This window comes from Klebsiella sp. JB_Kp004, from assembly GCF_040065795.1.
GTDB classification, from domain to species: Bacteria; Pseudomonadota; Gammaproteobacteria; order Enterobacterales; family Enterobacteriaceae; genus Klebsiella; species Klebsiella quasipneumoniae.
In genome coordinates, this window is record NZ_JBEAKW010000008.1 from 91,450 (window position 1) to 117,979 (window position 26,530).

At 54.1% G+C, this 26,530-nt stretch carries 24 protein-coding genes and 3 pseudogenes; 15 read left to right on the forward strand and 12 right to left on the reverse strand.

What is annotated here, in order from left to right:
* Positions 1-25: 25 nt before the first annotated feature.
* The gene (locus ABLX76_RS10725) at positions 26-655 is read left to right on the forward strand and encodes a helix-turn-helix domain-containing protein (protein ID WP_348874497.1); all 630 of its coding nucleotides are present in this window, start codon (positions 26-28) and stop codon (positions 653-655) included.
* 101 nt (positions 656-756) lie between these two features.
* Here the strand turns inward: ABLX76_RS10725 and ABLX76_RS10730 are convergent, their stop codons facing one another.
* Entirely contained in the window at positions 757-1,965 is a 1,209-nt protein-coding gene (locus tag ABLX76_RS10730; protein WP_348874498.1) for an MFS transporter, read from the reverse strand.
* Between the two features lie 103 nt (positions 1,966-2,068).
* On the opposite strand from ABLX76_RS10730, the gene ABLX76_RS10735 reads away from it, so the two are divergent.
* Complete coding sequence (locus tag ABLX76_RS10735) at positions 2,069-2,974, forward strand: LysR family transcriptional regulator (protein ID WP_241515992.1); 906 nt, start codon at positions 2,069-2,071, stop codon at positions 2,972-2,974.
* Between the two features lie 187 nt (positions 2,975-3,161).
* Here the strand turns inward: ABLX76_RS10735 and ABLX76_RS10740 are convergent, their stop codons facing one another.
* From ABLX76_RS10740 to ABLX76_RS10770, 7 genes are all read right to left on the reverse strand, one after another.
* The gene (locus ABLX76_RS10740; RefSeq protein ID WP_087827220.1) at positions 3,162-3,590 is read right to left on the reverse strand and encodes a cell envelope integrity TolA C-terminal domain-containing protein; all 429 of its coding nucleotides are present in this window, start codon (positions 3,588-3,590) and stop codon (positions 3,162-3,164) included.
* A gap of 142 nt (positions 3,591-3,732) precedes the next feature.
* Positions 3,733-4,845, reverse strand: a complete 1,113-nt coding sequence (locus tag ABLX76_RS10745) for a M20 family metallopeptidase (RefSeq protein WP_241515993.1) — start codon at positions 4,843-4,845, stop codon at positions 3,733-3,735.
* The gene (locus tag ABLX76_RS10750; RefSeq protein WP_348874499.1) at positions 4,845-5,600 is read right to left on the reverse strand and encodes a glutamine amidotransferase; all 756 of its coding nucleotides are present in this window, start codon (positions 5,598-5,600) and stop codon (positions 4,845-4,847) included. Before ABLX76_RS10750 ends, ABLX76_RS10745 begins: the two co-directional genes overlap by 1 nt.
* A gap of 14 nt (positions 5,601-5,614) precedes the next feature.
* On the reverse strand, positions 5,615-6,694 hold the full coding sequence (locus tag ABLX76_RS10755; protein WP_102006060.1) for a phosphotriesterase-related protein: 1,080 nt from the start codon (positions 6,692-6,694) through the stop codon (positions 5,615-5,617).
* A gap of 3 nt (positions 6,695-6,697) precedes the next feature.
* Complete coding sequence (locus ABLX76_RS10760) at positions 6,698-7,699, reverse strand: ABC transporter permease (RefSeq protein ID WP_176221083.1); 1,002 nt, start codon at positions 7,697-7,699, stop codon at positions 6,698-6,700.
* An 18-nt stretch (positions 7,700-7,717) separates the two neighbouring features.
* The gene (locus ABLX76_RS10765; RefSeq protein ID WP_072199055.1) at positions 7,718-8,464 is read right to left on the reverse strand and encodes an ATP-binding cassette domain-containing protein; all 747 of its coding nucleotides are present in this window, start codon (positions 8,462-8,464) and stop codon (positions 7,718-7,720) included.
* Between the two features lie 380 nt (positions 8,465-8,844).
* Complete coding sequence (locus ABLX76_RS10770; RefSeq protein ID WP_032428845.1) at positions 8,845-9,867, reverse strand: LacI family DNA-binding transcriptional regulator; 1,023 nt, start codon at positions 9,865-9,867, stop codon at positions 8,845-8,847.
* Positions 9,868-10,212: 345 nt separating this feature from the next.
* Here ABLX76_RS10770 and ABLX76_RS10775 point away from each other — a divergent pair, with 345 nt between their 5' ends.
* Positions 10,213-11,166 carry a substrate-binding domain-containing protein gene (locus ABLX76_RS10775; protein ID WP_348874500.1) on the forward strand — a complete coding sequence of 318 codons (954 nt, stop codon included), beginning with the start codon at positions 10,213-10,215 and terminating at the stop codon, positions 11,164-11,166.
* Position 11,167: 1 nt separating this feature from the next.
* On the opposite strand, the gene ABLX76_RS10780 is transcribed toward ABLX76_RS10775, so the two are convergent.
* Positions 11,168-12,040 (reverse strand): PfkB family carbohydrate kinase, encoded by an 873-nt coding sequence (locus ABLX76_RS10780; RefSeq protein ID WP_348874501.1) that lies wholly within the window; start codon positions 12,038-12,040, stop codon positions 11,168-11,170.
* Positions 12,041-12,066: 26 nt separating this feature from the next.
* Between ABLX76_RS10780 and ABLX76_RS10785 the strand changes: the two genes are divergently transcribed.
* From ABLX76_RS10785 to lysM, 3 genes are all read left to right on the forward strand, one after another.
* Positions 12,067-12,912: a BtpA/SgcQ family protein gene (locus tag ABLX76_RS10785; RefSeq protein ID WP_023289705.1), complete on the forward strand. Its 846-nt coding sequence runs from the start codon at positions 12,067-12,069 to the stop codon at positions 12,910-12,912.
* Positions 12,912-13,556, forward strand: a complete 645-nt coding sequence (locus ABLX76_RS10790) for a TenA family protein (protein WP_044523237.1) — start codon at positions 12,912-12,914, stop codon at positions 13,554-13,556. Before ABLX76_RS10785 ends, ABLX76_RS10790 begins: the two co-directional genes overlap by 1 nt.
* A 358-nt stretch (positions 13,557-13,914) precedes the next feature.
* Positions 13,915-14,364 (forward strand): peptidoglycan-binding protein LysM, encoded by a 450-nt coding sequence (gene lysM / locus ABLX76_RS10795; RefSeq protein WP_023289703.1) that lies wholly within the window; start codon positions 13,915-13,917, stop codon positions 14,362-14,364.
* Between the two features lie 144 nt (positions 14,365-14,508).
* Here lysM and pgtP read toward each other — a convergent pair whose 3' ends face one another.
* Positions 14,509-15,900 (reverse strand): phosphoglycerate transporter PgtP, encoded by a 1,392-nt coding sequence (gene pgtP / locus ABLX76_RS10800; RefSeq protein WP_348874502.1) that lies wholly within the window; start codon positions 15,898-15,900, stop codon positions 14,509-14,511.
* A gap of 405 nt (positions 15,901-16,305) precedes the next feature.
* Here pgtP and pgtC point away from each other — a divergent pair, with 405 nt between their 5' ends.
* The 4 genes from pgtC to ABLX76_RS10820 all read left to right on the forward strand — a co-directional run bounded on the left by pgtC (position 16,306) and on the right by ABLX76_RS10820 (position 21,331).
* Positions 16,306-17,526 carry a phosphoglycerate transport regulator PgtC gene (pgtC, locus tag ABLX76_RS10805; RefSeq protein ID WP_348874519.1) on the forward strand — a complete coding sequence of 407 codons (1,221 nt, stop codon included), beginning with the start codon at positions 16,306-16,308 and terminating at the stop codon, positions 17,524-17,526.
* Positions 17,523-19,532 carry a two-component system sensor histidine kinase PgtB gene (gene pgtB, locus ABLX76_RS10810; RefSeq protein ID WP_348874503.1) on the forward strand — a complete coding sequence of 670 codons (2,010 nt, stop codon included), beginning with the start codon at positions 17,523-17,525 and terminating at the stop codon, positions 19,530-19,532. Before pgtC ends, pgtB begins: the two co-directional genes overlap by 4 nt.
* The gene (locus ABLX76_RS10815; protein WP_348874504.1) at positions 19,522-20,772 is read left to right on the forward strand and encodes a sigma-54 dependent transcriptional regulator; all 1,251 of its coding nucleotides are present in this window, start codon (positions 19,522-19,524) and stop codon (positions 20,770-20,772) included. The genes pgtB and ABLX76_RS10815 overlap by 11 nt, the downstream gene beginning before the upstream one ends.
* Before the next feature lie 220 nt (positions 20,773-20,992).
* Positions 20,993-21,331, forward strand: a complete 339-nt coding sequence (locus ABLX76_RS10820; RefSeq protein ID WP_348874505.1) for a hypothetical protein — start codon at positions 20,993-20,995, stop codon at positions 21,329-21,331.
* Positions 21,332-21,392: 61 nt separating this feature from the next.
* Here ABLX76_RS10820 and ABLX76_RS10825 read toward each other — a convergent pair.
* A pseudogene (locus ABLX76_RS10825) lies at positions 21,393-21,884 on the reverse strand (ISNCY family transposase); the annotation flags it as partial.
* Here ABLX76_RS10825 and ABLX76_RS10830 point away from each other — a divergent pair.
* A pseudogene (locus tag ABLX76_RS10830) lies at positions 21,837-21,944 on the forward strand (hypothetical protein); the annotation flags it as partial. The pseudogenes ABLX76_RS10825 and ABLX76_RS10830 sit on opposite strands and share 48 nt — an antisense overlap.
* A gap of 204 nt (positions 21,945-22,148) precedes the next feature.
* Positions 22,149-22,283: pseudogene (locus ABLX76_RS10835) on the forward strand (IS30 family transposase); the annotation flags it as partial.
* A gap of 143 nt (positions 22,284-22,426) precedes the next feature.
* Here ABLX76_RS10835 and ABLX76_RS10840 read toward each other — a convergent pair.
* Positions 22,427-23,929 carry a PLP-dependent aminotransferase family protein gene (locus tag ABLX76_RS10840; protein ID WP_065883948.1) on the reverse strand — a complete coding sequence of 501 codons (1,503 nt, stop codon included), beginning with the start codon at positions 23,927-23,929 and terminating at the stop codon, positions 22,427-22,429.
* Between the two features lie 53 nt (positions 23,930-23,982).
* On the opposite strand from ABLX76_RS10840, the gene ABLX76_RS10845 reads away from it, so the two are divergent.
* From ABLX76_RS10845 to ABLX76_RS10855, 3 genes are read left to right on the forward strand one after another with little or no spacing between them, the layout of a single operon-like run.
* Positions 23,983-24,948 carry a C4-dicarboxylate transporter gene (locus ABLX76_RS10845; RefSeq protein ID WP_223822579.1) on the forward strand — a complete coding sequence of 322 codons (966 nt, stop codon included), beginning with the start codon at positions 23,983-23,985 and terminating at the stop codon, positions 24,946-24,948.
* Positions 24,929-25,369 carry a hypothetical protein gene (locus tag ABLX76_RS10850; RefSeq protein ID WP_348874506.1) on the forward strand — a complete coding sequence of 147 codons (441 nt, stop codon included), beginning with the start codon at positions 24,929-24,931 and terminating at the stop codon, positions 25,367-25,369. The genes ABLX76_RS10845 and ABLX76_RS10850 overlap by 20 nt, the downstream gene beginning before the upstream one ends.
* Before the next feature lie 14 nt (positions 25,370-25,383).
* On the forward strand, positions 25,384-26,445 hold the full coding sequence (locus ABLX76_RS10855) for a family 1 glycosylhydrolase (RefSeq protein WP_348874520.1): 1,062 nt from the start codon (positions 25,384-25,386) through the stop codon (positions 26,443-26,445).
* The last annotated feature ends 85 nt before the right edge of the window (positions 26,446-26,530 follow it).

Below are 26,530 nucleotides of genomic sequence, written 5' to 3' on the forward strand. Positions count from 1 at the left end.
CAGGTCAATCTAAAGGTTATCGGTTATGTCCTCTTCAGCAAAACCTCACAGAGGTTCACCCTACGCGCAAGAGTTGATGACGCATTTACAGCCGTATTGCACGCCACGTAAAACTGAAAGGGGGGAGCAACTGGATTTCAAGGTGAATGGCCAGGGGATGTGTTACCTCATCCTTGAGGGAACCGTAGCGGTTTATCGCCGAAACGATAATATGATGCTGTCCACTGCGCGCAGTCCCGCCGTGTTTGGTCTTGCCAATCTGACGGATATTTACTTCGATGATTACATTAAAACTATCAACTGCTGCGTGATTGGCGAGATCTCCACCGCTCGTGTTCATGACATTATTAAAGAAAAGTCGTTATGGGGGCTGCTCTCAAAGCAACTGATGTTTGTGTATGGCCGACTTTACAACAATGTGATGCCGCAGGGCGCACCGACGGCGTACGAGATGATCCGCCAGCAGTTGCTCAATTTAAGCGAAGAAGATGAGAGTTATCGCGCCGCAGTCACAGCGGAACTCTACATCCGCGAGAAAACCCATCTTTCTCGCAGCGGCGTCATGCGCATACTTGCAGATTTAAAAACGGGTGGTTTTATCGAAATGGAAGAGGGAAGACTCATTAAAATCCATAAGCTTCCCGCCAGGTACTAAATTCAGACACCGTCAGACAAAAAAACGCCCCTCATCTCCATTTAGCGACCACACCAGGGTCAATGATAATTTTTAATGCCCAGAGCAGGGCGCGCCATGTTCTACCCAGTGGTGCACCGATCGGGCGGGACCATCCGCTTAGCCAGTTTCTTTTGCAAAATGATGATAATAATTGGGGATCCTGATGCGGAAATTGCACATAGCGCCAGCAATGTGTCCATATTCTGGAGCGCCATGCGATGGTCAGGTAACAGAAAAGCGGACAGGAAAAATGCGGCAGTCGTCATCAGATACATCATGGACGTCTGTAATGAAGAGAATCCCGCTCGTTGGTTGTTATCAGGAAACTGAATCGTAACCGCCGAAGATGAAACCAGACGACTGTAAGCTGCCCCGAGAAATAACGTCATAAACAGCGCCGGATGCGGATAGCCCAGGAGGGGTATCAGCAAGCTCAGAATAAAAACGAGGGTTGACCCGGTCGCCAAACTCAATGCAGAGAAACGAGAGGTTAATGCCCCTGTCATTCTTGTAGACAGATACCCCGCCAGTCCCCCGCCGAAGAACAGCCAGGGCAGCAGGCCTTCAGAAGCCCCCAACAGCTGCGTCATTAACGGCGCCAGAACAGGAATGATCAGCATTGGACTAAACTGTACCAGCGCATTACCGGAAGCAAACAGTAAAGTATCAACATCGAGGGGCAGCGCGTGAGGCGTGTCGAAAGTGACGGGGTCCTGAGGGATGACAGTGACGATCAATGGCAATGCCAACAAACAGAGCGTGCTGATTAACCACAACGCGACATGCCAACCGTAATGAGTACACAAAAATAATATAGCGGGCATCCCCACAACGCTTACCAGCGAAAATGACGCAATCACCGTCGCCAACATTTTTCCGCGCAAGTCAGCCGGCGTGTGGTTTATCAAAATACCGATCCCCACACCCATTGTCGTCCCTCCAACCAGCCCTGCGAAGAATCGCAAGGTAAGAAGAAGAGGAAAACGGGTCATGAATGTTGTCAACAGTGTCGCTATGGCTAGCAGCACCATATTAGCGATAAGAAAACGCTTCTTATTGCAACGGTCAACCCAGTAAAAGGCGATAATTCCCGACAGGACGGCTCCAGAGGTGTACATACCGGATACATAGCCTGAGAAGGAGACGGGAACAGCGAAATCCGCGGCCATAAATGTAAAAACAGGACTGAACATCATATATTCCAGCGCATTAGTAAACTGCACAAAAGCGATGACCAGCGCTATCCGTATTAGCGCCTTTTGATTAAATGTTGTGGTGACCCGTGGCATAGCAAGCGACCTGATGATGAAAGATAACCTAGCTTAACTGCTATCAAACTTATCGATTAGATGGTAAAAATGGCACTCATTATTATCATATGTGGGATAGTTGATGCGGCCAGTTCTTGATTTTAATGCGCTGAAAGTCTTCATCGCTGTAGTTGAAAGAGACAGTTTTGTGGGGGCTTCGAAAGCCCTTGAAATGCCGGCATCAAATGTGAGCCGTTGCATTGCTCAGCTAGAAGATAAACTGAATCTTCAGCTTATTGAACGCAGTACCCGACATATGAAACTCACTCAGGCGGGGCATCTACTCTATACCCGGGCGAAGCCATTACTGGAAGCGCTTGAGCAAACTGAAACCGAATTAACGTTGCGGCAAATGCAATTCAAGGGGCCATTACGTATCTGTATTCCCAATGAAATCGGTCCTACACTGCTGGGCGCTATTGTTGCCGATTTCGCCTGTCAGCATCCGGACCTGGAGATAAGTTGCGTCACCAATTTGTCTGGTTATGAATCCCTGCGCGATGATCTGGATCTCGCTGTCATTGTGAGTCGTGGTCAGATGGATGACAGTGACTACATAGCCCGTCATCTGGTGACCATCCCTTGCACCATCGTTGCGGCCCCCTCCGTTATCCAGCGTTATGGCACGCCTTCTCGTATACAGCAATTTGAAGAATTGCCCTGTATTACAACGGTAAATGCGCTTAAAGGCGCTCCCTGGCAGTTTGTGAATAAAAAGGGCGGATTCGAGACGATTAAAGTGAACGGTCGTTATCGGGTCAACAGCGGGGAGATGGCAGGGCGAGCGGCCATCTCAGGCGTCGGTTATGCCATCCTGTCGAAACAAGCCTGCCAGCCCTATATTGACGATGGCCGGTTAATCGAAATTGAATTTGAACAATCGGCGGCCCCCTTGCAATTGTTCGCCCTGTATTCCGATCGGCGTTATTTGCCGGCAAAAACAAGAGCGCTTATTGATTTCATGCATCAGAGATTGAGTCATGAATAAGAGGCCATCATCAGCGCACCTGGATGCGCTGTCCCGTTCAGCCGGCGCTCTTGCCGCTCATCACCTCGACTCAAGCACCATTGAATCATTCCTCGCTGATCGCCAAAAAGCGTCTGTTAAGCAGGCTGTCAGCTTATCTTTTTAGCCATTGCCCTGGCGATGGACGGGGCGCTTACTACGGGCAAGCTCAGGCCTTCAAGTCCAGAACGACATGGCTGAATGTTTGATAGGTTTTTTCATCTGGCGCAGGCGGAATTTTGGCGACTTTCAGCGCGGACATCACCTGCGCGCAGAATGGCCGATCGCCGTTCTCGACCGTCGGATCCTGCACCGTCCCGTCACGCTGCAGGGTAAAGCGCACCGAGCATTTTTGCCCTTGCCAAGAGTCCGGCTGGTCTATGTTAGCGAAGATAGCCGCCTGGATCCGCGCCAGATAGCGTGAGGCATTGGCCTGCGGTGACGTATCGGCACCCGTTTGATAATCGCGAAGTATCTTATCCACTTCTGCCGATATTTGAGCGTCTTCGGCGCTGTCCGGCGCAGAAGCATGACCCGAACAGGCGGAAAGGAGGAAAGAGAGGGTGCAAACGAGCACGGCGTTAATTTTCACGGACATGGTAAGCCTCCTTGCTGGTGGTGAAACATTTCGTGTACGAGGCGGTTATCCTCTGTTATTCCGCGAGATTATTCAAACGTTGAATGCATGGCACTCGCTTTAAGTGACACCGTCACACATTTTGGGCTTTCGTCGCGGGCGGTTAGGCCATCCAGTCGCGAATCAGGTCACCGTATAGCCGTTCTGCCTCCGCCAGCCGGCTGAGCAGGCAGTACTCGTCGGTTTGATGAGCCATCGACGGCTCCCCGGGGCCGAGAATAATACAGGGCGGGTCGCCCAGGGCAGGCAGCAGCAGCGAGGCGTCGGTAAAGTAGGGCACCACGCGCGGCGTAATCGGCTCAGCGTGCAGCGGCTGACAGCGTTGGTAAACCTGCTTAATCCATGCATGATCCTCCCGGCTCAGGACCGCAGGCAGGTCGACCAGCGTGGTGACCGTAACGCTTTCGCCCAGCAGCGTCGTCAAGCGCTCCCGGATAGCGGCGTGCTGTAAATTGGGCGCGCTGCGGATATCGACATCAAAACGCGTGCGGTCCGGTACGGAATTAATATTGAGTCCGCCCTCTATGCGTCCGACGTTGAGGGTGGGTTGCTTCATCAGGGGATGCGGCGCGCCCGGCGAAAAATGCTGGATCTTACCCAGCGCATCAGCCGCAAGATAAATAGCATTGATCCCCAGCTCCGGCATCGCGCCGTGGGCGGTTTTTCCCCGCGTTTCGCAGCGTAGCCAGAGGGCGCCTTTATGGCCGATAACCGGGTAGTTGGCGGTGGGCTCACCGACGATCAGCGCGCCCACCTCTGGCAACGTCTCGGAGGCGATCACCGCCCGCGCGCCGTCGCAGCCGGTCTCTTCTCCGCCGGTGATCAGCAATAGTGCGCCGCGCCCGGCGCGAATCGTTTGCCGCTGATGAACGCAGGCGACGGCAAATGCCGCTATCGCCGCTTTCATATCGCTCGACCCGCGTCCATAAAGACGCCCGTCTTCCATCTGCGCACCAAAAGGATCGTACTGCCAGCGGGCATTTCCCAGCGGGACGGTATCCAGATGTCCGGTAAAGGCCAGCGGTTTACCGCTCTTCGACCCGGGCAGCCTGGCGATAAGATTGCAGCGTCCCTCGCCGAATGACGACAGCGACACCTCAAAACCGCTATCGGCAAGCCAGTCGGCGAAGAATCGCATGCAGTCGGCTTCGCTGCCCGGCGGGTTGATGGTGTTAAAGCCCAGCAGCTGCCGGGCGAGCTCAAGGGTAGCGCTCATCAGCGGCGTTCCGTCAGCCAGTCGAGGCAGTTAATCCACAGCTGGCGATAGCCGGGCCATTTGGCAAACTCTTCCGGCAGCCAGTGTGCCGACATGTCGCTGGTCCACACCAGCGAGCGCCCCCGCTGATATTCGCGAATGGCCAGCAGAGGATGATCGGTACCGGCCACGGTCGCCAGCAGTTTACCTTCCGGATGCATTTCAACCTCGTTATAGCCCAGCAGCCACGGCCATTCGCCCGGAATATCGTTAAACAGGGGGTGAGATCCCGCCACTTCCACAAAGCAGCCTTCCGGGGTTTCAATGCGATCGTCCCAGGCCAGGCAGCGAACCGGCAGCACTTTCTCCACCGCGGTATTACGGTAGCGCGCGCCGCCGTTGATCCCCTGGAAGCTGTAATAGCCGCCGATCATCATCAGAGAACCCCCGCCAGCCACGTAATCATGCAGGAGCGTTAGACGGTTGGCGGTACAGCGGCTCTTCAGCCAGGTGTCCGGATGCAGCAGCAGCGTATTGGCGCCGATATCCGAGAGGATGATCGCATCCCAGTGTTCCAGCGCTTCCAGCGTCAGCGGAAAGTCTGTCGCCGCCGCGTGGGCGGGCATATAGGTAATGGCATAGGGACTGTCGGCGAGCGCGGCCAGAAAATCCGTTGCGCCAGTGTGCCAGGTGGCGGTGGCAAATTGGTCGAAGCCTTTAACGTGCGTTGAGGTGCTGGTCCAGGACTCACCGACCAGTAAGATTTTTTTCTGCATGATGACGTTTCCTTTTATCCGCCAAAGACCCGCTGGGGGTTTCCAATCATTAAAGTTTCAAGCTGTTCGCCGCTGACGCCGTGGCGCCGCAGACGCGGAACAAAATGCTTGAGTATGTAGCCGTAACCGTGGCCGCCGTAGCGGGTGAGCATGGTTTTCAGGAAGACATCCTGCGACAACAGAATGTGCTGGATATAGCCGTCGTCAATTAACTCGCGGATCGCGCGGGCGTTTTCCTCGTCGGAGGGCGACTGCGCTGACTCGTCGGCGTAGTAATAGCTCATGCCAATCATGTCGTATTCGAGGAATGCTCCGCGCTGGGCCAGTTCGCGCTGGTAGCGCTTATCGGCAAAGCTGGGGTTCATATGGCACAGCACGGTATGGCGTAAATCGGCGCCTTCCTGCTCGAGAATATCCAGCACCCGATGACCCAGCCGCTCCCAGCCCGGCAGATGGACCTCGATCGGCACGCCGGTCGCGGCGCTGGCCCGACCCGCAGCGCGCAGGGATTTCTCCTCATCCGGCGTAAAACGGCTGGAGATACCGATTTCGCCGATAAGCCCGGCGAGTACCTCCGGTTTCTCCTCCGCGCCGCCAAGATCGTAAATCAGCCGTTCGGTCAGCTGTTCAACGCTGCTGGTCCTTACCCACTCGGGGTGCGAAGGCTCCAGATAGAGCCCGGTACCCATAATAATGTTCAGACCGGTCAGACGCGCGATGCGCGCCAGCGCTTTCGGATCGCGGCCAATACCGATATTGGTCGGATCGACCACGGTTTCGCCGCCAAGGGCGCGATATTTAGTGAGTTCCTCAATCGCAACGTCGACATCAAACAGCTGACAGTTATCGCGGCTCATCAACGGATTCAGCGACAGTTCGCCAAGGTTTTCCATTTTCACCGGCATTTCGGCAAGATGGCGATCGCTACAGCAGCAGGGCGGCACCCATTTGCCGGAGGCATCCAGCAGAATATGCTCATGCATCAGGGTGACGCCCATTTCGTTAATCGGCAGCGGGCCAAGCACTGTCATCACGTAACCGCTGGTGACGCCAACCGGCAACGGTGAGGGATGACGAAAAATTGAACCGTTCATCAGCTATCCTTTTGCCGCGGAGCGCGTGGGGTTGAGAATGCGGGTGTTCAGCCAGATAGCCAGCAGGATAATGGTGCCGGTGGCTATCTGGGTGTAAAACGGCGAAATATGCGACAGGATCAGCCCGTTCTGAATGACCGCAATCGACAGCGCGCCCAGCAGCGTGCCGATAATGGTACCGAAGCCGCCAAACAGGCTGGTACTGCCAAGTACAACGGCGGCAATAACCTGCAGTTCAAAGCCTTCGCCCTGGTTGGAGGAGCCGCTGCCGAGGCGAGCGGTAATGATCATTCCCGCCAGCGCGGCGGCCATGCCGCTGAGGATATAGACCTTCATCGTGACGGCTTTGGTGTTAATCCCGCTGCGTCGCGCGCCTTCAGCGTTGGCGCCGATAGCGGTCACGTAGCGACCAAAACGCATGTGATTAAGAACGATATGCCCGATCAGCAGAATCAGAATGCCGAGCAGCGCGGGCATGGGGATACCGACTACCCACGCGCGTCCGATAAAGGTAAACAGGCTGTCAGCCGGAACCGGAATCGAATAACCCTGAGTGATCAGCAGCGCGATGCCGCGAACCACAGCCAGAGTGGCGAGGGTGACGATAAACGCCGGAATCCCTTCATAGGCAATAAAGAAGCCGTTGATGGCGCCCACCAATCCGCCGAGCAGCAGGCCGCCGAGCAGTACCACCGGCCACGGCAGCCCCCAGCTATTCAGGGCGATAGCGGAGAGTGCGCCGACCAGCGCCAGGGTAGAGCCCACCGACAGATCGATACCGCCGGTGGTAATCACCAGGGTCATCGCCGTCGCGACGATCAGCAGCGGGGCGCTCTGACGGATGATATTCAGCCAGTTGGTGCCGGTGAGAAAGTTGCTGGTGATCAGCGAAAACACCACGCAGCAGAAGACGAAAAAGAGCGCGATGCTGACTACGCCCGAGTGGTTATGCAGCAGGCGGCGCGGCAGCGAATGCTGGATCATGCGGGAGCTGCTTAAGTTCATGATACTCATCCTGTTACCTCAATGTGCAGCCGCAGAGCGGGCGGTGAATTTTTCGCCCACAATCAGGTTAACGATATCGTTCAGGCTGGTGTCGGACACCCGCCTGTCAGCGACATTGGTACCTTCATACATCACCATGATCCGGTCACACACCAGGAACAGGTCCTGCAGGCGGTGGGTAATCAGAATCACGCTCACCCCGCGAGCGGAAACGCGGCGAATGAGTTCCAGAACCGCTTCGACCTCCGCGACGGCCAGCGCGGCGGTGGGTTCATCCATAATCAGCACTTTCGGGTCAAAGGCCGCCGCGCGGGCGATGGCAATAGCCTGGCGCTGGCCGCCGGAGAGATTTCGCACCAGCAGGCGGGTATCCGGAATAGAGATCCCCAGCCCTTTAAGCATCTCTCTGGCATCGGCGTGCATTTTGGCCTCGTCGAGAAAGGGAATACCGAGGACCGATTTCATCGGCTCACGGCCCATAAACAGATTGCCCGCGACGTCGACCGTGTCGCAGAGCGACAGATCCTGATAGACCATCTCGATATGGCAGCGGCGCGAATCGGCCGGATTGGTAAACTGCTGCTGTTCACCGTCGATACGAATCGTGCCGCTGGAGGGGATCACCGCGCCAGAGAGCACTTTGGTGAGGGTGGATTTCCCCGCGCCGTTATCGCCCACTAAACCCAGCACTTCGCCCGGGGCCAACTCGAGGTTAACGCCGCGCAATGAACGTATCGACCCGTAGGTCTTGGTGATATTGATCATCTCCACCCTTGGCGGGGTAGTTTGTGGCTGCTGCATCTGATAACTCCCATCGCTATTGCCGGGAAAATGTTCGCCATCCTGCGGGAGAGACTCTATCCGACACGGTTTACAATCTAGTAAACCGGTTTACCTGCGGAACAGAGCCCTCGCCAGTACAGTCAAGACAAACGCTATGTAAGATATTTGTTCGCCAGTAAGAACATTGCAGCATCCGTGCCAGGGCAGGAACAACACAGCAGCCCTGTAACTTAACCTTATGTATTCAATAGGTTTTATTGATTACAATCCGGTAAACCGGTTTACTGATTATAGTGAATAAATTGTTAATTGATCGTTTTTTGCGCCAAAAACGGGCGCTTTTGCGTCATTATGGGACATGCTTAACAGATCTTGATCGAGTCGCGACCAATCCATTCAACCGGCAGGCGGGTTTCCGCTGGGATATCCGGATCGTCGTTTAGCAGGCGCATCATGATGTGCACCGCGGTGCGCCCCAGTTCCCGGGCGGGCTGGCGGATAGTGGAGATCCGCGGCTGGGTAAAATCGGCGTAATTGGCGTCATCGAAGCCGACTAGCGAAAGCGCCTCCGGCGCCTGGAGCCCGCTGGCGCGTAGACCGTCAAGCAGACCGAGCACTAGATAGTCGCTGGCCGCGAAGACGGCGGTAGGGCGAACCGGTTGGCTGAAGAGGTGCCGCAGCGCCTGCTGGCCAAACTCGCGCTGATAGTCGCCGTACATCACCCATTCGGGCGGCCAGCTCAGGCCGGCTTGCTCCATCGCGGTGCAAAAACCCTGATAGCGCTCACGGACGCTCATCAGTTTGTCCGGGCCGCCGACGAAAGCGATATGACGATGCCCGGCGGCGATCAGTTTTTCGGTGGCGATGCGCCCGCCCTGAACGTTATCAGCAAACACTTTTGGAACCTGACTCCCGGGAATATCTTCATCCAGCAGGACAATGCGTTCGTGACGCTGGATCTCCTTGCGCAGCAGGCCGTTATCGGGGCGGTTGGTGGTGAACAGCAGGCCGTCTACCTGGCAGGTATCCAGCCAGCGGATGAACTGGCACTCTTTTTCCGGGTTGTTGCGGGTGATACACAACACCAGGCTGTAGCCGCTGGCAGAAGCGGCCTCTTCGGCAGCGTCGGCCAGCTCGGCAAAGAAGGGGTTGGTAATGTCGGGGAGCACCAGGCCAAGCGTCTCGCTGCCGCCTTTGCTCAGACGGCGCGCCAGGCTATTGCCGCGATAGTCCAGTTCGCGAATGGCGGTTTCGATACGGTCGATGGTGTCCTGCGGCAGCACAATACTGTTGTTCATATAGCGCGACAGGGTCGCTTTCGACAGCCCCGCCAGCTTTGCCACATCAGATAACAATACGCGTTTTATACTCATTTCCTGCGCCATCTCTGCCAGAATCGGCTATCTGTAACATAGTTAAGCGCGGTGGATACAGCAATTTCTCTGTGCGTAATAAGCGAAAATAAATGCTTGACAAATTTTAATCAGCAGAGAATTGTATAGGCAGTTTACCGCATCATCCGGGAAGTCATTCCCAAACCCGTTTAAGTCATTCCAGTCGCGCACCGACACGGACCGGTTGCCGGGATGACATTAAGCAGGTATCCGCCGAACGATCGATGATTGTTCTGGCCATATAGACGATATTTGCCCGCCAAAAAAACAATCCTTCTGCGTTCGCATGCGGCGCGGAACTCTGCTGGCTATCAACTATTCCCGACGAGGATACTGATGATGTTATTTCACACCGGAAAACTGCGTTTACTTGCTGTCGCCACGACCATGCTGGCATCGATGAGTTTTATTTCTGCCGCCAGCGCTGCCGGTCCGACTTATGCGCTGGTGCAAATCAATCAGCAGGCGCTGTTCTTTAATTTGATGAATAAAGGCGCGCAGGATGCGGCTAAAGCCAGCGGCAAGGATTTAGTTATTTTCAATTCTAACGATAATCCCGTGGCGCAAAACGACGCGATAGAAAACTATATTCAGCAAGGCGTTAAAGGCATTCTGGTCGCCGCTATCGACGTTAACGGAATTATGCCAGCGGTAAAAGAAGCCGCCGCCGCTAACATTCCGGTGATTGCGATTGATGCCGTATTACCGGCCGGACCACAGGCGGCCCAGGTCGGCGTGGACAATATTGAAGGCGGCAGAATTATTGGTAAATATTTTGTGGACAACGTGCAGAAAGAGATGGATGGCAAGGCGAGGGTGGGGATTGTCGGCGCGCTGAATTCGGCCATCCAGAACCAGCGGCAGAAAGGGTTCGAAGAGACGCTGAAAAGCAATCCGAACATTACCATCGCTAACGTGGTCGACGGGCAGAACGTGCAGGATAAAGCGATGACCGCGGCGGAAAACCTGATCACCGGCAACCCGGATCTGACAGCAATCTATGCTACTGGCGAACCCGCGCTGCTCGGCGCTATCGCCGCCGTAGAAAACCAGGGGCGCCAGAAGGATATTAAAGTGTTTGGCTGGGATCTGACGGCGAAGGCGATTTCCGGTATTGACGGCGGCTACGTGACCGCCGTCCTGCAGCAGGATCCGGAAAAGATGGGCGCCGAGGCCCTGAATGCGCTGAACAGCATCACGTCGGGAAAAACCGTGCCGAAAACCATTCTGGTTCCGGCGACGGTGGTGACCAAAGCGAACGTCGATGCTTACCGTCCGCTGTTTAAGTAGGTCAACGCGCGCTGTCCTGGGTTAACAGGGCGGCGAGCTCATGGCTGCCGGGAAACGCGCTGAGCGTTCCCCGGCGGCTAACGGTTATGGCGGCAGCGCGGCTGGCATGCGCCAGCGCCAGGTCATCCGGCGCGACGCCGCGCAGCAGGGCGGAGGCCAGCATGACGGCGAGGAACGTATCGCCTGCGCCGGTCGTATCAATCGCTTCGGCGGGCACGGCGGGACAAAACTGGCGCTGTTCCGCCTGAACCAGCCAGGCGCCAGCGGCGCCCTGGGTTATCACTAAGGTTTTCACCCCATAGGGCCGAAGCAGCTCGGCCTCGGATTCATTGACTACCGCGATGTCGATGAGCGGCCACAGATGGCAAAAGTCAGGATTGACGGGCGAGGGGTTGAACACCGTGGTCATGCCGAGAGTTTTGGCGTACCGGAACAGCGCCCGCGTTTTATCAAGGGAGAAATTGCCCTGCTGCAGCAGAATATCGCCGGCGGCGGCATCCGCCATATGCGGAATAATATCCTCAAGGCTGAAGGCGTCGGCAGCCGCCGTCGTGGTAATGATGGCATTGTCGCCATCAGCGCTATTTAAAATAATCGAGGTGTCGCTATGTTGATTGAAAGGTTGGTCGGGAAGTAAGGTCAGTGGTTCATTTTTTATCTGCTGGCGGATCCAGGCGCCGTTGCTGTCATTTCCCGTGGCGGCAATTAAACGCGTCTCTATTCCACAGCGGGATAATATAATCGCCTGATTCGCGCCTTTACCGCCGATATCCTGCGAAACTTTAACGCCGTGAATGGAAGTGCCTTTTTTCGGTATATCCGGAATGGACCAGGTTTCATCGACGGCAATATTACCGGTAACGTAAACACGCATAGTGTTCCCTTAACAGGATGGATAAGATGGTTGCTATCTCAGCAGAAAAAACCAATGCAATACAAGCTATTTTTTCACGAAACAAAGCCGTTATTGGCGTTATTCATTGCGATCCTTTTCCTGGAGCGCCTAAATATCGAGGAAAATCAGTCTCCGATATTGTTGAGCGTGCGCTTCGCGATGCTGAAAATTATATTTCAGGCGGTGTTCATGGTCTGATTATTGAAAACCACGGCGATATTCCGTTTTCCAAACCTGAGGACATCGGCCATGAAACCTCCGCGCTGATGGCGGTCATTACCGAGAAAGTTCGTGAGCGGTTTGCGGTCCCGCTGGGTATTAACGTCCTGGCTAACGCGGCGATCCCGGCGATGGCCATCGCGCTGGCGGGCGGCGCCGATTTCGTCCGCGTCAACCAGTGGGCCAACGCCTATATCGCCAACGAAGGATTTATCGAAGGGGCGGCGGCAAAGGCGCTGCGCTACCGCAGTATGCTGCGCGCTGAGCATATTCGCGTTTTTGCCGATAGCCATGTCAAGCACGGTAGCCATGCCATCGTCGCCGATCGTTCGATTCAGGAGCTGACGCGCGATGTCGATTTCTTCGAGGCCGACGCGGTGATCGCCACCGGCCAGCGCACCGGCGATAGCGCCACGATGGCGGAAATTGACGAGATCCGCGCGGCGACGGCGCTACCGCTCCTGGTGGGCTCAGGGGTAACGCCGGCTAACGTGAGGCAGATCCTCGGGCGGACCCAGGGGGTCATTGTGGCCAGTACGATGAAGGTCGATGGCGTCTGGTGGAACGATGTTGAGCTGGCCCGGGTGAAGCATTTTATGTCGGTCGCTCAGGCCGCGCTGGAGGAAGCCTAATGGAAGCGTTTAGCGAACGCCTGCTGCGCGAACATCAACCGGCGTGGCAGGCGATGCAGCAGCACCCGTTTGTCACTGATATTGAACAGGATCGACTGCCGACAGCGGTCTTCAACCGCTATCTGGTGTTTGAGGGCAATTTTGTCGCGACGGCCATCGCGATTGTTGCCCTCGGGGTCAGCAAAGCGCCGGGTATTCATCAGCAGCGCTGGCTGATTGGCGTGCTGAATGCCCTGGTTGATACGCAGATCGCGTGGTTTGAGCAGGTGCTGTCAGCGCGACAGATCGATCCCGCTGGGTACCCGGATGATTTGCCCGGTGTACGGCGCTTTCGCGACGGTATGCTGCGGACCGCCCGCGAGGGCAGCTATGAGCAGATCGTGACCCTGATGTTCGGTGCGGAGTGGATGTACTATCGCTGGTGCCGACGGGCGAGCGAACATCGACAGAGCGATGCTGATTTACGACGCTGGGTGGAAATGCACGCGGAGGACGAATTCTATCAGCAGGCGCTCTGGCTAAAGAACGAACTCGACCGTTGCGCCATGGCGCTGAGTGAAAAAGAAAAGCAGGCGCTGTCGGCACTTTACGGTGAAGTACTGCAGTGGGAAATTGATTTCCATCACGCTGCGTACGAGGAATAGCCGCGAGGTGAATCACAGGAGGCGCCGGAAGCGGCGTCTTCTGAAATCTTGCTCAGGTAGTCCGCGTCTTATCCGGGCATTGCCTCTCCAGCCATTGTACGACGAGGGGCCATAATTTCTCTGCATGGCTGGGGGGGCTATGTCCGCTTCCATTTCGTGTCACCTTGCCGGAATACAGACTTTCCTGCCGTAGTGGGGCAAATATCCTGCACTTTGACGCTTATTGATTATACTTTGATGGTGGCTTGTGCTGCTTCAGGCAGTTGACGCGAGGGCGGGTAGCAAACCAGCCCCCTGACATTGGGTCAACAGGTCCGATGATGATGTGATCATGTAACAGTCGTGGAGGTATGGAAAGATGGGATTATTAAGTTTTGTGAAAGAAGCGGGCGAGAAAATATGGGACGCCGTCTCCGGCGACAGTAAAGAAGAGCGGGCCGATAAACTGAAAAAACATATCGATGGTCTTAATCTGCCTGGCGCCGAAAAGGTCAATATTGATGTTGCGGACGATGGCACCGCCACGGTCACTGGCGATGTCGCTTCGCAGGAGGATAAGGAAAAAATTCTGGTAGCGGTCGGGAATGTCACTGGCGTAGGTCAGGTCAGTGACGGCGTTAAGGTGACGCAAAGCGGGGCGGAAAGTCGTTTTTACACGGTCAAATCCGGTGACACCCTGAGCGCTATCTCCAAAGCGATGTATGGCTCTGCCAATGATTATCAACGTATTTTTGAAGCCAATAAACCGATGCTGACGCATCCCGATAAAATCTATCCGGGTCAAGTGCTGATTATCCCGGCGAAGTAGGCCGTTCATTCCACTCAGTAGTAACATCAGTGATGGCAGGGATACTTGCTTTATACCGTCGTCGGGAGCAGCTGCGGACATCAATTCCTCTCTCAACGGCAAAAGAGCCAGCAAGCTGGCTCTTGTTTCCCCGGGTTCAGGCGCTTACTGTGCGTCAGCCAGCGCCAGCCGGGCCTCTTCCTGCTCGCTGTTTTTACGCTGTTGCTCAAGCTCCAGCGCGCCGCGATGAGAAAGATAGCAGAACAGGATGCAGCAGACGATCCCGCCCATCAGCAGATAGAACCCGCCGTGCCAGCCCATTTTATCGACCATCACGCCGAACAGGCTGGTGCCTAACGAGGCGCCAAAGATATAGCTCATAAATCCGCGCAGGCCCACGGCGGAGCCAACGGCAAAGCTGGGGACGATCTCCATGGTCTGGACCGAGGCCAGAAACTGCGGTACGTAAATCAGGCAGCCCACAATCGCCGCAAATACCGTGACCATCAGCAGTGATTCGCTTTTCCAGTAGCCGATCAGACAGATGAAGATCAGCGCCATGCAGATCATGGCTAACGGCATCCGGCGGCCTTTGAACAGCTTGTCGGAAAGCCAGCCGGCCAGCAGGGTTGACGGAATCGCCGCCCATTCAAAAAACAGGAAGGCGACGCTCATCTGCTCTTTAGAAAAATGTTTCACCGTCAGCAGGTAGATTGGCAGCCAGCTGATCATGCCGAAACGCACCATATAGACAAACACATCCACAAGGGAGACATACCAGGCGTTTTTGTTACGCAGGACGTAGGTGCAGAAGATCTGGAATGCGCTCATGTTCTCCGGCGCTTTCTGGGCGTGTTTGGTCTTCAGCACCACTTTCTCTTCCGGCATCATCTCTTCCAGCGAAGGCAGGCCTTCCTCTCGCGGCGAACCTTTACCCAGCACCAGTACGCTGATGGCGAATACCACCGCCACGCAGGCCGGCACAATGTAGCTGGCGCTCTGCCAGTGCTCGGTACCGAGAATCGCAAACGCGGCGCCGACGATCGGGGCGACAATTCCGCCGCCGACGTTATGGGAAATATTCCAGAAAGCTCCTACGCGGCCACGCTCCCGGCGCGGAAACCAGTTCGCGATGGTAATGAAAGAGGGGCCGACCCCCATCCCCTGAAACAGGCCGTTCAGGACAACCAGCGCAGCAAAAACCCAGAATGCGGTGCTGAATCCTAACCCGACGTTGACGATGGCGCACAGTACGAGACCGCAGGCCATAAACACTTTCGGGCTGGCTTTATCCGCGAGGCTGCTCATCACGCCTTTACTGATCCCGTACGCGATGAGCATACAGCTGCTGAGCAAACCGATCTGCGTGGCGCTAAGATCTAACTGCTCTTTCAGATAGGGCGTGGATAAGGTGAAGTTATTGCGCACGATATAGTACGCCAGATATCCCAGAAATACGCTTAGCAGCGCCTGCATACGGTATCGACCATACGTTGCCTGAATTTTCTCAGCAGAAACTGTATTCGCCGACGGCCCTTTTTTTAATAATGATAACATGTCGTCACCTGTATTTTATATTGATGTGAACATCAGGAGCATTCGGCCTGAAGGGTGAAATAAGCGGCCGTAAAATACAAATCGTCGAAATGAGTCAAAACTGACTCAAACTAATGAATTGATGGGTTGATTTTGACTCATATTGAATGAGCGAGAGCCTGCGGAATTAATGTTGCGCTGATTTTATGTCCGGCTTGTGCGGACTCTAACAAATTACCCAATCATTATCTGGTAATCTTTAGCGATATCCCGGGCGCCCGTTTGACTATTTTTCCGCTCGCGGTGATTAATTCGCCAGCTGTCATAAACGGGTAAGTTTTGTCTCAACGTAATTTTTTTGGTATTTCAATATTTATGAACGGGATCACAAACATGTCTCTTCGTCGGGGCGGGATAGTGAGCAAAATGCTCGCGATGCTGCTGCTGACCGCCTGGCTGAGACCCTGTGCGGCGCAAAGCAATGAGCTGGTGATGGCGACGACATTTTCTCCCAGCGCCACCGTGTGGATTATCGATCGCTGGCAGAAAGAACCGGGGTCAGTGACGATCAGGACGCTCAACCGCACCAGCGCCTCGCTGGAACAGCTGCTTGACACGGCAAATGGCGAAAATGTCGATCTGATCCTGACCTCGTCGCCGATGCTGCTGCAGCATCTTCAGGAGCATAAAAAGCTGGCACCGTTCAGCGGTGCGCCGGCAGTCAGCCAACAACTGGTGCCGGAATCCATTCGCTCCACCTCCGTGGCCGTAGCGATTTCCGGGTTCGGTTTGCTGATTAATCGCCCGGCGCTGATGACACGGCATCTGCCTGCGCCAGCGGACTGGGATGACCTGACCGATCCCCGCTATCAGGGGGCGCTGCTGATGAGCAGTCCGTCGCGTTCGGATACCAACCATCTGATGGTGGAGTCGCTGCTGCAACAAAAGGGCTGGATTAAAGGATGGGAAACGCTGTTGACGAGTGCGGGAAACCTCGTGACCATTTCATCCCGCAGCTTTGGGGTGGCGGATAAGATTAAAAGCGGCCTGGGCGTGGCCGGTCCGGTGATTGATAACTACGCCAATCTGCTGATGAACGATCCGCACCTGGCTTTTACCTATTTCCCGCAGTCGGCGGTTTCGCCGACCTATGTCGCGGTGCTTAAAAACAGCCAGCACGCCAGCGAGGCGCGGCGGTTTATTCGCTATCTGTTAAGCCCGGAGGGCCAGACGATCCTCGCCGATGCCAATACCGGGAAATACCCGGTAACGCCCCTGGCGGCGGGCAATCCCCGGGCGGCGCAGCAGGCGGTGCTGATGAATCAACCGCCATTGAACTATCGGCTGATCCTCAAACGCCAGCGCCTGGTGCAACGGATGTTCGATACGGCGATCAGCTTTCGTCTTGCTCAGCTAAAAGATGCCTGGCGAGCGCTGCATAGCGCGGAGGCCCGGCTCAAGCGTCCGCTGCCCGAGATTCGCGCGTTGCTGACCCGTGTGCCGGTCGATCCGGCGAGCAGCGAGGATGAAGCCTGGCTGGCTCAGTTCGACAATAAGAGCTTCGCGGAACAGCAGATGATGGAGTGGCAGCTCTGGTTTCTCAACAATCAGCGGCAGGCGATTAATAAACTGGAAGAACTGAAATGATGGGCAGGTCCATACTGCAACGTCTGCGGCAAATCAGTATCAGTAGCAGCCTGCGCGGGGCTTTTCTGATGGGGGCGCTGCTTACGCTGATTGTCAGCAGCGTCAGCCTCTATTCATGGCATGAGCAAAGTTCGCAGATCCGCTATTCGCTGGATGAGTATTTTCCGCGCATCCATTCGGCTTTTCTGATTGAAGGGAATCTCAACCTGGTGGTCGATCAGCTCAATGAATTTCTGCTGGCGCCGAATACCACGGTACGGCTGCAGCTGCGCAACCAGGTTATCCAGCATCTGGATAAAATAGAGCGGCTGAGCCAGGGGCTGTCGCCGGCAGAACGCCAGCAGCTGGCGGTGATATTGCAGGACAGCCGCGCGCTGCTGGCGGAACTGGATCGCGTGCTCTACAACATGTTTCTGGTTCGCGAAAAGGTGGGAGAGCTTTCGGCGCGGATCGACTGGCTGCACGATGATTTCACCACCGAGCTGAATTCGCTGGTGCAGGATTTTACCTGGCAACAGGGAACGCTGCTCGATCAGATTGAAGCCCGACAGGGGGATGCGGCGCAGTACCTGAAACGCTCCCGGGAAGTGCAGAATGAACAACAGCAGGTCTATACGCTGGCGCGTATTGAAAATCAGATCGTTGACGACCTGCGCGACAGGCTCAATGAACTAAAATCCGGGAATGATGACGGCATGCTGGTGGAGACGCATATCCGTTATCTGGAAAACCTGAAGAAAACATCGGATGAAAATATTCGTGCGCTGGATAACTGGCCGAGCACCATTACCCTGCGACAAACGATCGATGAGCTGCTGGAAATTGGCATGGTGAAAAATAAGATGCCGGACACCATGCGCGACTACGTTACCGCGCAAAAAGCGCTCGTGGAAGCCAGCCGGGCCAGAGAAGCGACGCTGGGACGCTTCAGAACGCTGCTGGAAGCCCAGCTTGGCAGCAGTCACCAGCAGATGCAGATGTTTAATCAGCGTATGGGGCAGATTGTCCGGGTCAGCGGCGGGCTAATCCTGGTGGCGACGCTGCTGGCGCTGCTGCTGGCGTGGGGGTTGAATCATTATTTTATTCGCTCGCGGCTGGTGAAACGCTTTACCGCGCTGAATCAGGCGGTGGTGCAGATTGGTCTGGGCCAGACCGAGGCGACCATTCCGGTTTACGGGCGCGACGAGCTGGGACGTATTGCCGGTTTGCTTCGCCATACCCTCGGTCAGCTTAATGCGCAAAAACAGCAGCTTGAACAGGAGATAGGCGAGAGGAAAGCGATTGAGGCCGATCTGCGTGCCACTCAGGACGAGCTGATCCAGACCGCTAAACTGGCGGTGGTGGGGCAGACAATGACTACCCTGGCGCATGAGATTAATCAGCCGTTGAATGCGCTGTCGATGTATCTTTTTACCGCAGGAAGGGCGATCGAGCAGGGACAGACGGAGCAGGCGCGGACGACGTTAAGCAAAGCGGAAGGGTTGATCAACCGCATTGACGCGATTATCCGCTCCCTGCGCCAGTTTACCCGCCGCGCAGAACTGGAAACGCCGCTGCACCCGGTCGATTTGCGCCAGACCTTTACCGTGGCATGGGAACTGCTGGCGATGCGCCATAAACCTCAGCAGGGGATGCTGCTGATACCGGATGACGCCGTCTGGATCCTGGGAGACGAAGTGCGTGTACATCAGGTGCTGGTGAACGTGCTGTCAAATGCCCTTGATGCTTGCCCGCACGCAGCGCAAATCACCGTGAGCTGGCACATCCAGGGCGAAAGGCTGTGCGTGTTGATTGCCGATAACGGCCCCGGCTGGCCTGCGGCCTTACTCCCTTCGCTGTTAAAGCCGTTCACTACCAGCAAAGCCGTGGGTCTGGGAATAGGGCTTTCGATATGTGTTTCGCTGATGACGCAAATGGAAGGGGCGTTGCGCCTGGCGTCAACGTTTACGCGCAGTGCCTGCGTGGTGCTGGAATTCAATTTGATGGATGTAAAAGATGTTGAGTAATCACTGTTCGATTCTGCTGATTGATGATGATGCCGATGTGCTGGATGCCTATACGCAGCTGCTTGAGCAAGCGGGGTATCAGGTCAGTGCCTGTAATAATCCTTTTGATGCGCGGGAACAGGTGCCGAAGGACTGGCCCGGCATTGTTTTAAGCGATGTCTGCATGCCCGGCTGCTCCGGAATCGATTTAATGACGTTGTTTCATCAGGATGACGATCTGCTGCCGATTCTGCTTATCACCGGTCACGGCGATGTGCCGATGGCGGTGGAGGCGGTGAAAAAAGGGGCCTGGGATTTCCTGCAAAAGCCGATCGATCCGGGCAAGCTGCTCACGCTGGTGGATGCCGCGCTGCGTCAGAGGCAATCGGTGATCGCCCGTCGCCAGTATTGTCAGCAAAAATTACAGGTTGAGCTTATTGGCCGCAGCCAATGGACGGATCGGTATCGCCAGCGCCTTCAGCAGCTGGCAGAGACGGATATTGCGGTATGGCTTTACGGCGAGCCGGGAACCGGCCGCATGACCGGCGCGCGTTACCTGCACCAGTTAGGGCGTCACGCCGAAGGTCCGTTTATCTCCTGCGAACTCAGCACGGCTAACGCCCACACGCTGAATGAACTGATCGCGCAAGCCCAGGGCGGGACGCTGGTCTTAAGCCACCTGGAGCATCTGTCTCACGGGCAACAACATCATCTGGTACAGCTGCAGAGTCATGAGAAACGGCCTTTTCGCCTGATTGGTATCGGTAATGCTTCGCTGGTGGCGCTGGCCGCCAGCAGCCAGATAGTGGCGGAACTCTATTACTGCTTCGCGATGACGCAAATTGGCTGCCAGCCTCTGTCAAAGCGACCTGATGATATCGAGCCGCTGTTTCATCACTATTTGCAAAAAACCTGTCAACGGCTGAATCATCCCGTCCCTGAGGTGGATGCCGGTCTGTTGAAGGGGATGATGCGGCGGGTGTGGCCAAATAACGTTCGCGAACTGGCGAACGCCGCCGAGCTGTTTGCGGTGGGGGTATTACCGCTCGCGGAAACGGTGAATCCGCAGATGCTCGTCGGCGAACCGACGCCGCTGGATCGGCGGGTTGAGGAGGTCGAGCGGCAGATTATCACCGAAGCGCTGAATATCCACCAGGGACGTATTAATGAGGTGGCGGAGTATCTGCTGATACCGCGTAAAAAACTCTATCTCAGAATGAAGAAGTATGGCCTGAGTAAAGAGCACTACAAAGGGGTTTAGGCATGGCGCCAGACGATGGTTAATAATATCCTGAATGGTTCCTGTGCCGGAAAATAACGATGTTTTTACGCTAAAGGGGCAGGGAAGGGTGAACCCTTATGAATACCTGAAAAAAGAGGACACCATTTTTTAAATGGATTTTTTATATAGATTTGCAAAGGTGAAGAGGTAAAAACTTGAGCACCTGTTATTTTTTTTTATTTTATAGAAGGAATTCTGAGTGAAGCGCATTAACGAACGTGCCTGGGAAGTGTTTGGTATCTATGGAAGGGTTTGTGAAAGCTGCTCCGGGGCGATCGCATTAAGCCTGTTGCAGGCGCTGGCGATGTTTGGTTGCCTTGTGAAAAGAGAGGCTGGCGGGTTAACGCTGTATTGCATTCTGACTTTCATCGCCGTTGTGGCGACGATCGGTTTTTTTGCCTCTCTGATAAGTATAGGAAGAACTATTCATATACAAAGTGAAGGTCATAAGGTAGCTGAATTCCTGATTTCCTGCATTTTTTATCCGGTCGTTATCGGTATCCTGCTTTCGGCGCTTGCGACGCTTCAATCAATATAAGGTGACATCAGGCGTAAGGACCACAGAGCGATCTCCACGCCATCATTTTAAAGTGGCATGAATAGGTGAAGGTCGATTCCGATTTAACGAAACGAAGCTGCATCAGGCGGCTCGTCGCATCGTCGACATAGACTAGTGAGATACAGGCGGGTGCACGGTTCTCGAACCAGTGGTGGTCGCAACCATTAATCTGGATCAGTTCGCCGCAGCAGGCCCGAAGATAACGTGGCTGCTGAATTTTCAGAGCACGTTGTTTGCGGGGGATCCAGAGACCGGCTTTAACCATGAGGGAACGGACAGTCTCATTGGACAGGTTAACATCGTGCAGTACTGCGAGTTTCTCACACGCCAGCGTAGACCCAAAGTCGGTATAGCGCTCGCGGATAATATTGAGCGCGTACTGTGCAAGGTCATCTGGCAGCTGGTTATTGCTGAGATTTCAACAATGTTGGTTAGCGATATCTGGCGAGCCTGATTCACGGCAGTGCATCAGAAGGCGTCGGTACTGGCGATCAGATATACTCAGGTGCTGTGTGGCCATCTGAGTGGTCAGACGCCGGTCGACAACGTCCTGAATAATTTTGAGTCGGTTAACGTCATCCAAAGTGAAAACGTCCGCTGCATGAGCCGTTATCAGAATCCCTCCATGGTGAATCCATGTGTCACTTATCCAGGAGCAGGCTTTACAACTCAGCCACCATAATCTATGTCAAAGCTAAGTTCAGATGTCCGGGGCAGGGCAAAGTCAAAATGTCCGCTTAGTGCTGTGAGTTTAACGGGTCGATGCACGCTATCCTTAATCAAGGGGGACGTTGCCATGAAACGAAAAACGCGCATTACGAAAACGATTATTTGGGACAGATATAAGCAAGTTGATGACCTACATGATATCGCCAGAATGTTCGACAGATATCATTCTTCTATCTTGCCCACTTTCCGCCAGACTTTTGGATAACACCTCAACTCAGGTGACCAAATTAACTAAACCACTACAGACAGTGGCCACAATGATATAGTGAATGTTACCGGTGTCACTCTGGTAACAAGGAAGATCATAGGATCGTTGATGAAACGTAAAATAGTCATACCGCGAAATCAGATCCTGTCGAGGCCTGAATACAGTGCGTGACTCAGCCTTTCAAGAACCGTCTCGCATTCATTCACATCAGTATTCGCGAACCCTAATACGATAAAATCAGACGTCGCGTCAGTATCTAACGTGTAGTTTCCTGTATCAGCAACCTGAATATTGTTTCCGGAAAGCCAGTCATAAACCCAGATGGCTTTTTCAGGCTCGCTGAATTTGACGTAAAGTTGCAGGCCACCTGGCGGGACGCTGAATTGTGCGTCCGGCAGGTATTTCCGTACCAGAGCCACCATGTCATCTCGTTTATGCCGGTATACCGTTCGCATTCTTCGCAAATGTCTCGCATATGTTGCACTTTTCAGCAATTCAGCTACCCATTGTTGCACAAGCCCGCTTGTACCGCGTGACAGACTCCAGTGTAGAGCAGCCATCTGTTGTATTAGATGGCTGTCTGCAACCAGATATCCGAGCCGAACGTTATTGAAAAGTACTTTGGAAAAGGTACCCATATATACGACCTGTTCTGAGGCTGCGGTTGAACGGAGGGCAGGGCGGGGAACTTTGTCGAAGTAAAATTCACTGTCATAATCATCTTCCAGCAAAAGTATCTTCTTCTGACTTGCCAAATGAATTATTTCGCTTCGTCTGCTATCCGACAACGTGATGCATTGCGGAAAATGATGTTCCGGCATCAGATAAAGAATATCCTTCGCCGTTGGCCGAAAGTCGGATAGATCGATTCCCTCAGGATCCATCCTGTGTGACTGTAGATTGTAGCCGAAACGCGAAAAATTACGGGCAAACTCCAGGTAGCCCGGCTCGCCAAAATGAAAACATGTTCTCTCCTGGCGTACCGTCATGGCCAGAAGCAGACTTCCATACTGTGAACCGGGGACAATCAGCACTTCCTGGGGACTGGCTGAGATCCCCCGGGAAGGAAGGATTTGGTCGCAGATTAGTTGACGTAGCTCCAGATTCCCGGCGCTCTCGCCAAACTGATTAAGCCTGTCAGGATAACGCAGCACGCGGTTGAAAGCCTGCCGGAACTCACCGACCGGAAGATGAGCCGTGCTGGCATGGCTGGGAAGCAGGGATAAGCCCCCGGGAAGAAATTTATCGCTCGCGTAGGCGATCGGGGAGGGGGCAGCCGCAACCGGACCAGGCGGTGACGCATCCGGCTTTTCCCGGTAAATCACCATCGTTCCTCTTCCCGTATGGCTGTGACAGTACTCTTTCATGCAAAGCGCTTCATAAGCCCGGACAACGCTTCCCCGGGATACTCTCAGCTGCCGGGCCAGCTCCCGGGAGGGGGGCAGGTACTCGCCATAATTCAGTTGACCCTTGATGATCTGCCAGCTGATTTGCTGCTCAATCTGTTGGTAAAGCGGAAGAGCCGTCGCGCTGCGGCTGAGGTGAATTTCAATCACACAAACCCCTGTGGTCCAATTATTTACCTGAATTGGACCTTTAAACAGTAATGGCACAGGACCAATATAGCGGAAATTTAGCATGCATCTGTCCTGGGCGCAGTAATTTTGCCCGGAAATTAAAAGTGAGATATACGGTGTCCGAAAAATTTCAAACTGTCAGCTTCGATCTCTATTCCTCGGTGATGGGGATAACCGGCCTGGGCCTGGTATGGCGGGCCGCAGCAAAAACCTACGACGTGTCCGCGTTGCCTGGTGAAGTATTCCTTGCGACAGGATTAGCGGTATTTTTAGTACTGACCGGTATCCAACTTCTGCGGCTGGTTTTTTGCCGTCAGATTATCCTTGCAGAATGGCATTCACGTGCCAGTAAGAACTTTTTTTGTGCTGCCACAATTTCAGGTTTTCTGCTCGCAATGGGACTGCTACCTTACAGTATCCTGCTGGCGAAGGTGCTCTGGATAGCGGCCGTCGCCGCCCAGATTTTTTTCCTCACGTGTACATTCCGCCGCTGGCTTATCGATCAGCTCGATACGCATGAAATCAGCCCGGTATGGCTTATACCTATGGTGGGCAACGCCTCTCCGGCTTTCGCGGGCGTGGATCTGGGGTTTCCGGGCCTCAGTAAGATGCTGCTGTTTTCAGCTCTGCTCTGCTGGGCGCTTTTTATGCCGCTTATCCTCTGGCGTATCGTGTTTGTTCGTCCTGTTACCCCGCAGAAGGCCATGCCCGGCCTGGCTATTATGGTTTCAGCGCCTGCGGTCATCGCCGTCGGACTGTACTGTATTTATGGCGGTATGAATGACGTAATTGAATTCATGGCCTGGACCGCACTTTTCTTTGCCATTGTGCTCATCAGCCTGTGGCGAAGAATGATCCCGGATACGTTTGGGCGGATCTGGTGGGGATTTACCTTCCCGTCAACGGCACTGGCATCTGCCCTTATAAGGGTTGACACGGCATCCATGACCACACTGAACCACACGCTTGCACTGGCGGCACTGACATTCGCGACCTTTGTAGTATGCTCCATTATTGTTATGACCGTCAGGCAATCACTGTTAACTCTCTGTTGGGGCAGGCATGCAAAACACTCCGGATAGCGTATTTTACAGTCCTCTTTATGTGAGAGTATCTGAATATCTTTTTTATGCCGGTAAGCGAAACGTCTTTACCGCCATTGCGATGGCGGTAATTGCTAAAATCGAAGAATTTCCGTATGTGAAAATCGAAGAGCTGGCGTCGTACTGTAATACGACGCCTTCGAGCATCACCAAATTCGTCAGGGAACTGGGATACGGCTCGTTCCAGGAATTAAAAAATGACATAGCTCCCTATCGGTTGACGCATCAGGGTATAAAAGGAATGACTGAAAAAGAGGTCATCGAGGAAATATATAAATATATACCTTATGAAGAGTGCAGAAAAATGGCAGAGGTCATTAATAACAGTCGTTCCGTCATTATTCTGTCTAACTCATTTTTCCTGACGGGGATAACACGGCACCTAACGAAGCGGGCCTGAAATTTTACGATGAGCTGATAGACGAAATCATCAAAAATGGCATGGAGCCGATGATTACGCTCGCCCATTATGAGATGCCCCTGAACCTCGCGCTGAATTATAATGGCTGGAAGAACCGTCAGTTAATCGATTTTTATTTTAACTTTGCCCGCACTTGCCTCGATCGCTATCACGATCGCGTTAAGTACTGGATCCCTTTTAACCAGATTAACCTCATTCGCTACGAGTCCTTCAATCATCTGGGCATTTTCGAGGACGAAGGCACCTATCTGGAACAGGATAAATATCAGGGCGTTCACCACGAACTGTTGGCTTCGGCCATGGTAAAAAAATATGCTGCCTCCCTGGGCGGAGATATTAAGATCGGCATGATGCTGTATACCGATTTTGCCTACCCTGAAACGACAAGTCCGGAAGACAACTTTGCCACATGGCAGAAAAACCAGTATGAAATCTACTTCGCGGATGTGCTTCTGCGTGGTGAATATCCCGGCTATATCAAACGGTTCTTCAAAGAGAAAAACATCGTTCTCAGCATCACGGATGAGGATAAAGCTCTCCTGAAGAATACGGCAGATTTCATGACGTTTTCTTATTACACCACCTATGTAAGCAATGCTGAGATTGCGCACCAGTTCAGGGGGAATAACAAGCGTAACCCGCTTTTATCGCAGACCCCCTGGGGCTGGGCAATTGACCCGGTAGGGCTTCGCTATGTGCTGAATTTCTTCTGGGATCGCTGGCAAAAGCCTATCATGATCACCGAGAACGGTATTGGCTGCTTTGACGAGCTGGTTAACGAAACCGTAGAGGATGATTACCGTATCGCCTTCTTCAGGGATCATATCCGCTCTGTCGGTGAAGCCATTGCCGATGGCGTGGAAGTGCTGGGCTACTATATGTGGTCTCCGATCGACATCATCAGCTGCTCGTCAAACCAGATGTCAAAACGTTATGGCCTGGTTTACGTCAATCTTGACGATCTGGGGCGTGGTGACGGCAGGCGTTTCTGCAAGAAAAGCTACTACTGGTATCAGAAACTCATTGCGACCAACGGTAAATCAGTCGAGGAATAATGTACCAGGGCTGCACTGAGGACTTCACATTCTCTGACGCAGCCCTTCATTTATAACGATTATCAGGGCATGCAGATGCATAGAC

Coding starts and splice junctions, on each gene's coding strand:
- ABLX76_RS10725 (WP_348874497.1), top strand. CDS start 26: ATGTCCTCTTCAGCAAAACCTCACAGAGGTTCACCCTACGCGCAAGAG.
- ABLX76_RS10730 (WP_348874498.1), bottom strand. CDS start 1,965: ATGCCACGGGTCACCACAACATTTAATCAAAAGGCGCTAATACGGATA.
- ABLX76_RS10735 (WP_241515992.1), top strand. CDS start 2,069: ATGCGGCCAGTTCTTGATTTTAATGCGCTGAAAGTCTTCATCGCTGTA.
- ABLX76_RS10740 (WP_087827220.1), bottom strand. CDS start 3,590: ATGTCCGTGAAAATTAACGCCGTGCTCGTTTGCACCCTCTCTTTCCTC.
- ABLX76_RS10745 (WP_241515993.1), bottom strand. CDS start 4,845: ATGAGCGCTACCCTTGAGCTCGCCCGGCAGCTGCTGGGCTTTAACACC.
- ABLX76_RS10750 (WP_348874499.1), bottom strand. CDS start 5,600: ATGCAGAAAAAAATCTTACTGGTCGGTGAGTCCTGGACCAGCACCTCA.
- ABLX76_RS10755 (WP_102006060.1), bottom strand. CDS start 6,694: ATGAACGGTTCAATTTTTCGTCATCCCTCACCGTTGCCGGTTGGCGTC.
- ABLX76_RS10760 (WP_176221083.1), bottom strand. CDS start 7,699: ATGAACTTAAGCAGCTCCCGCATGATCCAGCATTCGCTGCCGCGCCGC.
- ABLX76_RS10765 (WP_072199055.1), bottom strand. CDS start 8,464: ATGATCAATATCACCAAGACCTACGGGTCGATACGTTCATTGCGCGGC.
- ABLX76_RS10770 (WP_032428845.1), bottom strand. CDS start 9,867: ATGGCGCAGGAAATGAGTATAAAACGCGTATTGTTATCTGATGTGGCA.
- ABLX76_RS10775 (WP_348874500.1), top strand. CDS start 10,213: ATGATGTTATTTCACACCGGAAAACTGCGTTTACTTGCTGTCGCCACG.
- ABLX76_RS10780 (WP_348874501.1), bottom strand. CDS start 12,040: ATGCGTGTTTACGTTACCGGTAATATTGCCGTCGATGAAACCTGGTCC.
- ABLX76_RS10785 (WP_023289705.1), top strand. CDS start 12,067: ATGGTTGCTATCTCAGCAGAAAAAACCAATGCAATACAAGCTATTTTT.
- ABLX76_RS10790 (WP_044523237.1), top strand. CDS start 12,912: ATGGAAGCGTTTAGCGAACGCCTGCTGCGCGAACATCAACCGGCGTGG.
- lysM (WP_023289703.1), top strand. CDS start 13,915: ATGGGATTATTAAGTTTTGTGAAAGAAGCGGGCGAGAAAATATGGGAC.
- pgtP (WP_348874502.1), bottom strand. CDS start 15,900: ATGTTATCATTATTAAAAAAAGGGCCGTCGGCGAATACAGTTTCTGCT.
- pgtC (WP_348874519.1), top strand. CDS start 16,306: ATGCTCGCGATGCTGCTGCTGACCGCCTGGCTGAGACCCTGTGCGGCG.
- pgtB (WP_348874503.1), top strand. CDS start 17,523: ATGATGGGCAGGTCCATACTGCAACGTCTGCGGCAAATCAGTATCAGT.
- ABLX76_RS10815 (WP_348874504.1), top strand. CDS start 19,522: ATGTTGAGTAATCACTGTTCGATTCTGCTGATTGATGATGATGCCGAT.
- ABLX76_RS10840 (WP_065883948.1), bottom strand. CDS start 23,929: ATGCTAAATTTCCGCTATATTGGTCCTGTGCCATTACTGTTTAAAGGT.
- ABLX76_RS10850 (WP_348874506.1), top strand. CDS start 24,929: ATGCAAAACACTCCGGATAGCGTATTTTACAGTCCTCTTTATGTGAGA.